Consider the following 11,833-nt stretch of genomic DNA (forward strand, 5'->3'; position numbering starts at 1 on the left):
CTAAGCTATAAACTCATAGCTAAGGGAGACAGCTCCTTTTTATGTTAGATAATTTTAAAAATGGTTTTTAATAAAACTATCGTATATTATCCACTCATGCTTGCACTTGTGCAAAAAATTCTCCATATAGCGCTTGTAAAATACGGTTTTCAAATTCTTGAAGCACACCGAATACAAGACTAACTTCAGACGAACCTTGGTTAATCATTTCAATATTTGCTCCAGTTTTTGAAATGGCTGTTGCAGCCCGTGCTGCAAGACCTGTGTTATTACGCATACCTTCTCCAACAATAACAATCATAGAGAAACCATGACGCATTTGAACATCATCCGCTTGCAATTCATTTTTCACACGCGTCAGTATACGCGCTTCATTTTCTGGTGTTAGTTGATTAGATCGCATAATTACTGAAATATCATCTAAACCAGATGGCGTATGCTCATAAGAAATATTCTCATCTTCTAAAATTTGTAGAAGCTTACGACCGAACCCTACTTCACGGTTCATTAAATATTTAGACACATATAACGTTGAAAAGCCACTGTCTGCCGAGATACCTGTTACCGGGCGACCTGTAGCAGGACGACTCGGTACAATTCGAGTACCTGGGGCTGATGGATTATTTGTATTTTTTATGTTAACTGGCACCCCAATCTTATAAACAGGCATTAGTGCTTCATCATGGAAAACAGAAAAGCCTGCATAGGATAATTCGCGCATTTCGCGATACGTAATTTCTTTAATTTCAACTGGATCATTCACGACTTTCGGATTCGCAGAAAATACACAATCTACATCCGTAAAGTTTTCATAAAGCTCCGCTTCAACAGCTGCTGCTAAAATAGAGCCTGTAATATCCGAGCCACCGCGATCAAACGTACGCAATATGCCCGCTTTAGTGTAACCGAAGAAACCTGGGAAAACAATAATTTCTTTTGTATCTTTTAAAGGCGCTAAATTTGAATATGCTTCAGGTAATGCGAACGTACGCTCAGGTAGATCATTGACAACCAAACCTTCTTTTGGACTTACATAACGTGCAGGCATACCGATAGAGTTAAAATATGCAGCGATAAGCTTGGCGTTGTTATCTTCTCCAGCTGCTTTTAAGCTATCAATAAATAATTCTTCATTTGAAGTATCACCAAGCACACGTTCACGTAGGTCTTCAGCAATTACGTCACAAATTGTATTATCCAGCTGCAATCCATCAGTTATAGACTTGAAACGGTTCACTACTGTTTGAACTTTTTCTTCTGTATTTTCATTTTTTAGTGCCGCATTTGCTAAATCAATTAATAAATCAGTTACTTTTATATCATCACCAGAACGTTTTCCTGGTGCTGAAACGGCTACGATTTTGCGCGCCGGATTAGATTTTACAATGTTTGCTACTTTTTGAATTTGTTCTGCACTTGCTACAGATGTTCCACCAAATTTACATACGATCATATCTATCAAATCCTAACCTTTTAAAATAATGTATTCCTCCAAAAAACAATTGAATGTACACAGTGTACAAATTATCGTTCTCTACGTCAATACAATTTAAAAAATTCACGCAATTTATCAATAGAAAAATGGACAATTTTCGCACTGTTTGATTTATTATACGGATTTCATATGAAATAGTTAAGGTTTTTATTAATTTTTTTCGTATATATTACATAATCATAAAAAATTTCGTTTGAACTAGCTTAATTCAGCTATATGTTCAAAACGATCAATGTTGTATAAGCCTCTGCAAACTTCTACTCGTCATCTTCTTCGAATAGCATGCCACAGCTTGCTCCCTTTAATTAGCTAACTGCACCTAATTCCTTGTATGCAATGGAGAAATACTTATCCCCATTATGATATGCGGCAAAAATCATTATGTCTGTGTTTTTTGATAAAGAATGGGCTGTAAAAATCGCAAAATGCCACCCTTACTAAGGATGGCATTTTTAACGGTGCGCGTTAGCTTTTATTCTTCTTATGAGTAGTCTTCTATTTATCTTTCACAGCATTAGAAAATTCGTCCCAGTCTTTCTTCTATTAAAGAAGGAAACGCTTTCTTTTATGAGTCCTTACTTGTAATTGTTTCTCTATTATTGGAACGATAAAGTGGAAATTAGTTTTTTACTGCATGTAAATAGTGAATCGTTTCAAACGCTTGTAAGTTATCATTTCGATTAGCAAAATATTGATTTTGAATTTCTTGAGGTGATAAGTGTTCATAAACTAACAATTGTTCATTTGACAGTAATCGCTCTAAATCTACTAGGGATGATGCGTAACTCATTTGTTCTCCTGAGGCTTTAGCCATCTGTAGCATGTTTTGTACACGATTAAAAATACCAGCCTCTGTAAACAATCGCTCATCGGCAAAATCAAAAATAATGGAACTACCTTTAGGCAAGTCTTTAAAAAACAATCTTAGCAATTGCTGAAACACTTCTTTTGTTAAATAGTACGAAACGCCAAGCAGCGTAATAACCGTTTTCTTCGATAACTCAAACCCTGCTGCAACTAACTTATCGAGTGATAATTCCTTCATGAAATCCATTGCTACAAAATTCAAATGTGGAGGGATCGTATGCCCTGCTTGTTGTAAACGTTCTATTTTAAAACGTTGAGTAGATGGGTGATCTACTTCAAATATAGTTATATTTGTCAGTGTATCGTGCCGCCAAGCAAACGTATCTAAACCTGCACCTAAAATGATATATTGCTCCGCCCCAAGTTGGCATTCATGCAACACAACATTTTCTGCGTATGCGGCTCTCGCAAGTGGTGTTGGTGATAGTTGAATTTGTGTGACCCATTTTAATATTGCTTCATGTTGATTTTTTAGCTTTTCGGCCATATCTGAACTAAAAAAAGCAATGCCATTCGCCATATTGGTTGATATAGCTTTATATTCTTCCGCTAATAGGAAATCTTGCGCGATGTAATCATTGAAAATAATTGGACGATCTTCTTTTGCATGATACGCTCGACTAAATGCAGCAACTAGAGAAGTTAGACTTGATTCATTATTTTTCACAGTAAACACTCCAATAAAAAAAGATTCCCCTGGCCAGGAGAATCTTATTCTATCACCTTGATTTATAAATGTAAATTATAGCATAAAAAGATTTTTTTGTCAAATATTTAAACTTATTTTGTGCCGAATTGATGACTTTGTGCAACTAGTTTTCATTATTTTTTGCATTAAAGTCAAATTCAATTTTGCCATCAACAAAACGCAATGCAGCACTAAACTGTTTTCCACTCTTCGCTTTAAACCCCTTAATTTCGGCAGTTTTCCCACTAGTACATAAATCTCTAATCGTTTTTTCCGTAAGTTTTTTTCCTAATAATCTTTCTGGGAATGTTTGTTTACAACCATTTTTATACGCTGAGCAGCCATAAAATTTTTTTCGTAAACCGATTTTGCCGACTTTGCATGTTGGACATGTAACGATATCTTTCGCAACTGGCTTTACAAATTGCTCCGCTTCAATCGTTAACGTGTTAATTTTATTCGGCACTTCAGCGATTAGTTGATGAATAAATTTGCCAATGTTATCGATAAAATGTTTCGCTGACCCTTCACCACGCCCTATTTTTTTCAAATAAATCTCCCATTTAGCTGTCATCGAAGGACTAGAAAGCAAAGTTCCTTCAATCGCTCTGCATAGCAATTCTCCTTTAGGTGTGATGCTTACAATATTTTTCTTTACCTCGATAAATCCATGCTTTTTAATCGTCTCGATAATACCACTTCGAGTTGCCTCTGTTCCAATACCTTCAACAGAATTTAAAATTTCAATTTCTGTCTCATCTTCAACCGATTTACCACATGTTTTCATCATGGTAATTAACTGCCCTTCCGTATAGGGCTTTGGTGGCGTTGTCGTGCCTTCAATAATATCGACTTTGCTTTGTACTATTTCGCCTTGGGTCACAACAGGTAGTGCCTCCTCACGGTTTTGAGGCTCCTTATCCGCAGAAAAAAGCGTTTTCCAGCCTTTCACAAGCTCCGTTTTCCCTACCGATTTAAATTCTAAATTTTTCACATTTGTTAAAATCGTTTTTTCATCATATTCATAATCTTGATGAAACATCGCAAGCGTCGTATTTAAAATTTCAAAATAAATATTTCTTTCATCGACCCCCATCGATTGCAACGCTTTTTCTGTTGGGATCTTTTTTGTTGGAATTATGGCATAGTGTTCCCCTACATTAGAACTGTCAACATAGCGTTTATTTTGGGCTCTGACAACAGGTGCAAATGACTGTTGAATAAGTTGTTGGTATTTTTGTAAGGAATCTTTTAAATAATCGTATTCATTATGCGTAATAAGTTGCGAATCTGTACGAGGATAAGAAACTAGCTTCTTCTCATACAGCGACTGTGTGAGCTTCAGCACGTGCGCAGGACTATATTTCCAACGTTTATTTGCTGTTGCTTGCAAAGTGGATAACGCATGCAATTTAGGTGGCTGGATTCGCTTTGTCTTATTGGAGACATTCGTAATTTGACCACTATCCATTGGCTGAATTCCGTGATGCATCAATAATTGCTCTACTTCTTCTCTCGCTTTTGATTTAATTTTTGCTTTCCCTTTATACATGCCATTTTGGGCTTTAAATAGACCTTCAACTTCATAAAAGTTCTCAGGTTTAAAATTCTCGATTTCTTGTAATCTTTTATAAATTAAATATACTGTAGGCGATTGCACGCGCCCAATTGAAATGCTGCCATTAAACCCTTTCTTTTGCAGCAATAGTGTATATAAACGACTACAGTTCATCCCAACAAGCCAATCGCTAATTTGACGTGTTTTCGCTTCTTGGTACATGAGCAAATCTCGTTCATTCGTTTGCATATTTTGAAAACCTTTTCGAATTTCATCGACCTCTAAAGAGTTAATCCATAAACGCTTGACAGGCTTTTTTACTTTCGTCATTTTATAAATGGAATAAAAAATATTTGAACCTTCACGTTCCGCATCGCAACCATTATAAATCATTGTCACTTGAGGATCGTGGAAGATTTTTTTAATCGCATTAAACTGTGCATACATATTACTAACAACTTTATCTTCATATTTTTCAAGAATAATCGGCAGCGAATCTAATGACCACTTCTCCCATTCCTTTTTATATTCTTTAGGTTCCTTTAATTCGACGAGATGTCCAATTCCCCAACTAATTACTGCTCCCTCGGGAAATGTAGCACATGGCTCCAACTCAATATACGTTTTCTCTTTATGTTTAATTTTAAATGCTTCTGCATATGCTCTTGCCTGCGATGGCTTTTCAGCTAATATAGCAATTTTACCCATTAAGTGATCACATCTTCTTTTAAATATTTGAATAGCGTTTTTATAAAAACGGAAAACTCAACTAATTAAATTAGTTGAGTCAATAAAATACCATACCACTATTTTACTTTAAACAAATTGAAATATCTAATGTCTTCATACTAGAAATACCATTCAGTTAAATACTAAATGTCAACTTATCTGGTAGCGGCAACATATGGTAGTATTATAAAAGGAGGGATGGATATGTTTTTCTTTACTAAAGAAGAAGTATATATTGGATACTCCATGGAAGAATTATCGAAGATAAGAGCCATTTTAAACAGCGAAGGCATCAAATTTACCTATAAAGTCATTGATTCTTCAACACAGTGGATAGGATCTGGTACAAGGAGAGGGAACTTCGGTAGTTTCGGAATGAACAGTAAATATGAAAAACACTATATTGTTTCTGTTAAGAAAAAAGACGCAGAGCATGCGAAATATTTTGTTCATCGTGCTTTGAATGCATGAGTTATACTTTTATAGGTTGCTATATAGAAAAGCTCTCCATCTCATTTGAGATGGTTTTTTTCATTACTTGCTATATGTTTTATTCATCCTTCACTGATTGTGCTAACTTTGCTAAATAATATTGTTCTTCCCTCCACATATGATCAGCCATTAATGCTGTAAATGTTCCTAATACTTCAGCACCTATCTCCATTTCCTCTAACTCTCGTAAAAATGTTTTAAATAACGTCATTTCTATTTCTACATCTCTATTAAAACGTGTTAAAGCTGGGAATGAAGTTACGTTAGAACGCAAATAGCCCGTTAATTCCACAGCCTTTAAATAAAAATGTTCAAAATGTTTGGTGAACATATGACTCTTTTCTTTTAGCCTTTTTTCAACCCCATCTAACTCATCATTGATAGTACCAGCATGGCCTGATGCATCTAAAAGCCAGAGCAAGTGATGATGTAGTTCATGAAAGATTGGAGGGACTTCACCTTTTTTTAGATAGCTAAGAACATTTTGATATTCTTCTAATTCATTGACCATATGATTTACAAATGTAGGTGCTAGATGAATACCAATATCGCCTGATAACTGTCGTCTAAGTATAGAAAATTTAAACTGTTTAAATTGCTCAACGGTCTCAGCAATACTGACTGAAAAAGATATTGATACGTCTGGTGAATTGATGGATTTAGCAAAGGCAAGTAGCTGAGAAAATTGTTGCATAAAAGAAGCTGCTTTATTAATATCCTCAGTTTCTGAAGGATACAAAGAATCATGAATAAAATTACTGTGATCCTTCAATATTTCTAACCAAAAACTATGCTCAAATACAGCATGTTGCACATAATTTGACAATCGCTTTCATCCCCTTTATTCATTACGTCCTTCCATTCTATTCCTCTTTATTATTTAATATTAATTTTACAGTCCAAGCAAAAGCAAAGTACTTGAGTAAGGACAACAAGAAAAATGGCTAACCTAGAAAAAATTATATTGAGCTAGCAAATAAGCGTGTTGAGATGATAAAATATGGATATAAAGGGGGATGGGAAATGGGGAAATTAAGTAAGCGTAATATTTTGTGGATTATACCAATCGGCATATTAGGGGTGTTTTGGTATTTTTACGGTCCTCAAAAAGATGTAACAGATAATGAATATATTACATATGTCAAAAACTATTCAATCGAAAATAGTAATCAAACTTTAGAAGCAGCTTTCGTATCCGCTTGCCAAAATCCTTATTGGCTCTATTTTGAAACACAAAAGGGACAAGATGTTGTGGAATTTAAAGGAGATTGTCTTATTAATAACAAGGATGCTAAAGTAAATGTTCAATTTTTAGTCGATCCCAATATGACGACTGTGAAGTACGGTGCCATGTTAGTCGATAGCAAAATGCAAGAAGAATCAGTTCGAGACAACTATCTATTAGCGTTAACAAAAAACTAATTAGATGACTAGAGCCCAAGCTATCCTTGAAGGTGGTAATTTGGGCTCTTTTTTCAACTCAAAATATTTCCTGTTATTTAAAAATTGCGTAAACATAGGTATCATGTGGTTTTCCATCTTGATACATATATCCTTTTAAAATCCCTTCATTGTGAAAGCCCATTGTCGTTAACAATTGGTTTGATGCCACATTTTCGACAAAAACGATTGCTCCAATCCTATTGAGCTTCATCTCGTCAAATCCATAAGACAAAATTTCGTTAATCGCCTCTTTTGTATAGCCCTTTCTCCAGTAATCAGGATGCAATTCATAACCAACTTCTGCCCGCTTATGATTCGGTGACCAAGCATTAAAGCCAATTGTTCCAATCAAACCTTTCGCTTCTTTTCTTTCTATTCCCCATCGAATGCCCCTCTTTTCCTTGAAGCTTTTAGAAAACGAATCGATTAGTTTTTCAGCTTGTTCTATTGTTGTAAATGTATCTATTCCATAATGTTGTGTAACATGATGATTAGAAAAACAGCGAAAAAGATCTGCTGCATCTTCATACGTTATTTCTCTTAATCGTAATCTATCTGTCTCTATATTCGGAAACATGTAACTCCTCCTTTATTCTCCTTTTAATTCTTCAAAATTCGCAAAAAATCCTTCTTCCGTTATTTTGAATTTTAAAATACATACGATAACCGAGCATACACAAAAAATTAAAGGAATAAAAATAGCATACTAAGTATTTCTCGTATGCTATAAATTCTCTTATTATTTTTTTGTCTTTATTAGTGAAAATAAAAGTTGATTGCCTCGTGAGCAGATAGAAAAATTTTATTTTGTTTATTTTTATAAATAAGCTTCGCGGCTCGACAAGCATTTTGAAGATTTTTCGCACGGTGTAACTTGTCATTTACTTGATTTATAACCGATGAAAAGTCATCTTGGTTATTTGTACTGATTTGTTGGGATTGTTGCGTATCATTTTCATTGTCTAGCATAATAGATACTTGATCTTCTACATAATTATTTAAATTAATAAAAATGCATTCTTCTAAGTCTTTTGAATGCTTGTCGATAGTAATAAACGCTTGCTTATATTGAGCTTTTAGCTTTGAGGTTGTCACAGTTACCATAAAGCCCTGGCTTTCTAAATGATTTTTAATACAGTCAAAAAAATGATCAACTTCAGAGGAGATTTTAGGTGCAACCGTTGTTTTTTTTAATTCTTCACAATTTTGATATATTGCATCTATTTCTTCCTGTTTTTCTACTAGTAATTTAAAATTGGAAAGTGAAAACATGTAATTCCCCCTTTTTACTATAGTCGGCAAGGGAATAATTTTTTAATCATGTTTTCCTTCTTACATGTAAAGATAATTTTGTTGCATAGATTGGATTGTTTCAATCATTTCTTCTCTTAGCTCAAGTGGCTCTAGTACTTCAATATTCGCACCCTGACTAAGCAGCCACATTTTAATTCCACGGCCAAAAACTTCCGCTTCAAATAAGCATTCTCCAGCTTTGTTTGATACTATTTTAGCTGTTGGCAAACGATCTAAAACCGCCTGTGGTGAGCGCCCTATAAACAGAAATTTAATATGTATCAGCTCTCCAGCATCCATAAATTGAATTCTTTTGCGAAATTCACCTTCCTGAAAGCGTTCCGAATAAGGAATTTGAAATTTCTTATCTAACTCCAGAAAATGTTGGATACGGTCGATGCGATAGACAATCGGTAAATCCTTCTCATGTTTGCTATCATAAGCAATTAAATAAAAATAGTATTCTGAGAAAATAACACCGAGAGGTTTTAATATTTTTTGTGAAGGAATTGATTCACCTTCATGTAAATAATCAATTTTAATTATTTTTTTCTTCTGAATTGCTTCTGAAATTACCCAAATTAAATGTAAAAGGGATTTTTTATGATTTAAGTCAACGTATAAATGCTTTTCATTTAAAATGATATTATGAATAAATTCTTGTTTATCCGCCGCAACAATTGATATTAGCTTATCGATAATGTCGCTCATTTCCGATTTCAAAAGAGCTCGTGATTCGATAAGTATTTTAACAATTGCCAGCACTTGCTCTTTCGATAAAACATTTTCGCCTGTTTTGGTCAGCTTATAAAGTTTTTCTGTTCGCACATATTCTAAATGACAATCTAATTTAGCTTTTTCAATATAAGCTCTAATTTGATCTAAATCCCGTTGAATGGTTTTTTCACCAACTTGATGTGTAAATGCTTCTTGCTTTTTGCTTATCCCTTGGCCATCCATCAATCTGTCAAACATGGAAATGACACGATAGCCTTTATTTTGTTGTGAATCCACCATATATCCCACTCTTTCTACATAGTTACCCTCTTATTATACAAAACGAGATGGACATTATTAGTCCTTTTAACTACAAATTTTCTATATATCTGGGATAATTAGTTCCATAATAATTTCACTCTAACATATACTTCACAGACGGACATACCAGTTATCTGTTATTATTATCAATATTTAAAACTAAAAGGACTTCAATCCACTTAGACTGAAGTCCTCTGTTAAAATGATATTTTCAATTTTACTGCAGTACCATAGGCTAACACCTCGGAAGTGCCATCCATTACGGATGATGTCGAAAATCTAATGGCTACTATCGCATCTGCACCTAGTCGTTTAGCCTCTTCTTCCATAGCATGCGTAGCAATTTCTCTTGAGCGAACGAGCATTTCCGCATATTCTTTCATTTCGCCACCAACAATATTACGGAGCCCCGCTATCATATCGCGACCAATATTTCTTGATTGAACAGAATTACCCTTGACTAAACCTAATGTTTCTTTAATCACTTTTCCAGCAACAACATCTGTTGTTGATAAAAGCATTCGCAATCCTCCTTATTGATGTAATTCCTGAACCGCTAATACGGCATCGTTAATAGAGGAAGTAATGACACCGTTACGTTTTATTAAACCGATGACAAATAAATTACGGTAGACAAATTGATTTTCAATCCCATCACGAATAAGTGCTTCTATTTTCATCATATTTTCTCGCCCTTGTTGACGCACGTCTGTAAATACTCCTACGATTGGACGGTTGAGCATAGCAAACGCTCCTATTTCAGCTGCAACACCAGAGTCAATTTCAACACCATCTAATACAGCAACTAATACATCGCTCTTTTGTAACATTGCTAAATCAGCTTCTGCAATTGCTAAACTATCCGCATACGCTGTCTTATCGTTAATCGCATCATTCTCCTGCGGTACATATAATTCAATCTCTGGTATCGCTTGTCGAATTGCCGACGCTAATCGTTCATTGACTAAACGATCCCCTAGAGAAAATAATCCATTTGCTAAATATGCCTTCATAATAAACCCCTTAATTCAATAATTTTTCAAACACTATTTTATGACGTCCTTTATCATCTATAAAGGTGGAAATAATGTCAAAACCATGTTTTATATTTGTGATGAGCATTGCTTTCCGCTCGTTTCTACCGTATGTACGTACTTTCTTAAAGCCAAGCGCTTGCACTTTTTCATGTTGGTGTCTCATCAACTGACTTGCAATTCCTTGACCTCGCATCTTTTCATCGACACCCCCTAACCAGCTATAAAAAACGCCATCAGGGTGTGGATAACCTAGTTTAAACCCTACCAATTCATCTTTTTCCACTGCTAATATACATAGAAGTTCTTTCTTGTCTTCAAGTTTTTCAAGCTTAAGGCGCGCACCATCAAATACTTGTGCATGAATTGCTTGTAACTGATGTAGCCAAGCATATGGTACACCCTCAACCACAACTAGTTGCACTTTTATCATCTCATCTCGTATACTAATCAATTATTATATCAGAAAAACGTCAAGCACGTACGATTAGAAAGCTTAACCATACAACATGGCAGGTTGACGTACATCTTGTAAATAATCAGACAGCTTCCCTGCAAAGATTTGTTCTAAATAAGGCAACTGTGCAATACAGTCGGGTGTCATCAATGCTGGATTTTGATAAACTTTTAGACCACCTATTTTTAACAGTGTCGCCACAAACTGTGAACAAAAATAAGCACGTTCTCTGCGCACTTCTTTTTGCATCATTACCCCAAATAACCCGATAAAATTATATTTATAACGATCACGATTGCAATACATATAACGGACAATTCTCATCATTTCTAAATACTGATATGACGAAACACGACAGCGATAAATAACACAATCCGCATACTCAAACAGTCCAGATTCTGCATTTTCACGTAAAAATCCACCACTCAAAGGATTATTAAGCTGTCTTCGACCAAAACTATACATATCAAAGAGTCCCTCGTCAAAGGCAATTGATGCATGATTCATCTCTTTGCCAGTGTACATACCTATTGCCTTCGATAATAAAGTACCTGTTTTAGTTAATACTATGTAAATGGTATATGCCATATCCTCACCTACTTCAATAATGTTCTATTAATACCAATACGTTTTAATTGTTCAAATGGTTTCGTAATTTCCTTTTTTTTATATTATAGAAAATAAATCTTAATTTTTACCTTAGCTGAAACTTAAGAATTTCTTAAATTTTTATAATTAT

General features: G+C 34.7%; 13 protein-coding genes. 2 read left to right on the forward strand and 11 right to left on the reverse strand.

Annotation, left to right across the window (positions count from 1 at the left end; genetic code table 11):
- Window positions 1-94 precede the first annotated feature (94 nt).
- The 3 genes from FH508_RS13790 to topB form a co-directional block, all read right to left on the reverse strand.
- Window positions 95-1,453 carry an aspartate kinase gene (locus FH508_RS13790; RefSeq protein ID WP_172771864.1) on the reverse strand — a complete coding sequence of 453 codons (1,359 nt, stop codon included), beginning with the start codon at window positions 1,451-1,453 and terminating at the stop codon, window positions 95-97.
- Window positions 1,454-2,114: 661 nt separating this feature from the next.
- Window positions 2,115-3,029 carry a class I SAM-dependent methyltransferase gene (locus FH508_RS13795; RefSeq protein WP_172771865.1) on the reverse strand — a complete coding sequence of 305 codons (915 nt, stop codon included), beginning with the start codon at window positions 3,027-3,029 and terminating at the stop codon, window positions 2,115-2,117.
- Window positions 3,030-3,174: 145 nt separating this feature from the next.
- Entirely contained in the window at window positions 3,175-5,316 is a 2,142-nt protein-coding gene (gene topB, locus FH508_RS13800) for a type IA DNA topoisomerase (RefSeq protein ID WP_172771866.1), read from the reverse strand.
- 225 nt (window positions 5,317-5,541) lie between these two features.
- Here topB and FH508_RS13805 point away from each other — a divergent pair, with 225 nt between their 5' ends.
- Window positions 5,542-5,808: a hypothetical protein gene (locus FH508_RS13805; RefSeq protein WP_172771867.1), complete on the forward strand. Its 267-nt coding sequence runs from the start codon at window positions 5,542-5,544 to the stop codon at window positions 5,806-5,808.
- A 79-nt stretch (window positions 5,809-5,887) separates the two neighbouring features.
- On the opposite strand, the gene FH508_RS13810 is transcribed toward FH508_RS13805, so the two are convergent.
- The gene (locus FH508_RS13810; protein ID WP_172771868.1) at window positions 5,888-6,655 is read right to left on the reverse strand and encodes a DUF2935 domain-containing protein; all 768 of its coding nucleotides are present in this window, start codon (window positions 6,653-6,655) and stop codon (window positions 5,888-5,890) included.
- 197 nt (window positions 6,656-6,852) lie between these two features.
- Between FH508_RS13810 and FH508_RS13815 the strand changes: the two genes are divergently transcribed.
- Window positions 6,853-7,251, forward strand: coding sequence for a glucosamine 6-phosphate synthetase (locus FH508_RS13815; protein WP_172771869.1), 399 nt, complete (start codon window positions 6,853-6,855; stop codon window positions 7,249-7,251).
- 73 nt (window positions 7,252-7,324) lie between these two features.
- Here FH508_RS13815 and FH508_RS13820 read toward each other — a convergent pair whose 3' ends face one another.
- The 7 genes from FH508_RS13820 to FH508_RS13850 form a co-directional block, all read right to left on the reverse strand.
- Window positions 7,325-7,849, reverse strand: a complete 525-nt coding sequence (locus FH508_RS13820) for a GNAT family N-acetyltransferase (protein ID WP_172771870.1) — start codon at window positions 7,847-7,849, stop codon at window positions 7,325-7,327.
- Window positions 7,850-8,028: 179 nt separating this feature from the next.
- Entirely contained in the window at window positions 8,029-8,544 is a 516-nt protein-coding gene (locus tag FH508_RS13825) for a hypothetical protein (RefSeq protein WP_172771871.1), read from the reverse strand.
- 60 nt (window positions 8,545-8,604) lie between these two features.
- Window positions 8,605-9,582: a helix-turn-helix transcriptional regulator gene (locus tag FH508_RS13830; RefSeq protein ID WP_172771872.1), complete on the reverse strand. Its 978-nt coding sequence runs from the start codon at window positions 9,580-9,582 to the stop codon at window positions 8,605-8,607.
- A gap of 218 nt (window positions 9,583-9,800) precedes the next feature.
- Window positions 9,801-10,124, reverse strand: coding sequence for a YbjQ family protein (locus FH508_RS13835; RefSeq protein WP_172771873.1), 324 nt, complete (start codon window positions 10,122-10,124; stop codon window positions 9,801-9,803).
- A 12-nt stretch (window positions 10,125-10,136) separates the two neighbouring features.
- A complete protein-coding gene (locus FH508_RS13840; RefSeq protein WP_172771874.1) occupies window positions 10,137-10,616 on the reverse strand; it encodes a nucleoside 2-deoxyribosyltransferase in 480 nt (159 codons plus the stop codon).
- 10 nt (window positions 10,617-10,626) lie between these two features.
- Window positions 10,627-11,061: a GNAT family N-acetyltransferase gene (locus FH508_RS13845; protein WP_228134077.1), complete on the reverse strand. Its 435-nt coding sequence runs from the start codon at window positions 11,059-11,061 to the stop codon at window positions 10,627-10,629.
- 72 nt (window positions 11,062-11,133) lie between these two features.
- Window positions 11,134-11,682: a hypothetical protein gene (locus FH508_RS13850; protein WP_172771875.1), complete on the reverse strand. Its 549-nt coding sequence runs from the start codon at window positions 11,680-11,682 to the stop codon at window positions 11,134-11,136.
- Between the last annotated feature and the right edge of the window lie 151 nt (window positions 11,683-11,833).

Origin of the sequence: Lysinibacillus sp. CD3-6 (genome assembly GCF_006351725.2) — a bacterium.
Lineage (GTDB): Bacteria > Bacillota > Bacilli > Bacillales_A > Planococcaceae > Lysinibacillus.

Coding starts and splice junctions, on each gene's coding strand:
- FH508_RS13790 (WP_172771864.1), bottom strand. CDS start 1,453: ATGATCGTATGTAAATTTGGTGGAACATCTGTAGCAAGTGCAGAACAA.
- topB (WP_172771866.1), bottom strand. CDS start 5,316: ATGGGTAAAATTGCTATATTAGCTGAAAAGCCATCGCAGGCAAGAGCA.
- FH508_RS13805 (WP_172771867.1), top strand. CDS start 5,542: ATGTTTTTCTTTACTAAAGAAGAAGTATATATTGGATACTCCATGGAA.
- FH508_RS13815 (WP_172771869.1), top strand. CDS start 6,853: ATGGGGAAATTAAGTAAGCGTAATATTTTGTGGATTATACCAATCGGC.
- FH508_RS13820 (WP_172771870.1), bottom strand. CDS start 7,849: ATGTTTCCGAATATAGAGACAGATAGATTACGATTAAGAGAAATAACG.
- FH508_RS13825 (WP_172771871.1), bottom strand. CDS start 8,544: ATGTTTTCACTTTCCAATTTTAAATTACTAGTAGAAAAACAGGAAGAA.
- FH508_RS13830 (WP_172771872.1), bottom strand. CDS start 9,582: ATGGTGGATTCACAACAAAATAAAGGCTATCGTGTCATTTCCATGTTT.
- FH508_RS13835 (WP_172771873.1), bottom strand. CDS start 10,124: ATGCTTTTATCAACAACAGATGTTGTTGCTGGAAAAGTGATTAAAGAA.
- FH508_RS13840 (WP_172771874.1), bottom strand. CDS start 10,616: ATGAAGGCATATTTAGCAAATGGATTATTTTCTCTAGGGGATCGTTTA.
- FH508_RS13850 (WP_172771875.1), bottom strand. CDS start 11,682: ATGGCATATACCATTTACATAGTATTAACTAAAACAGGTACTTTATTA.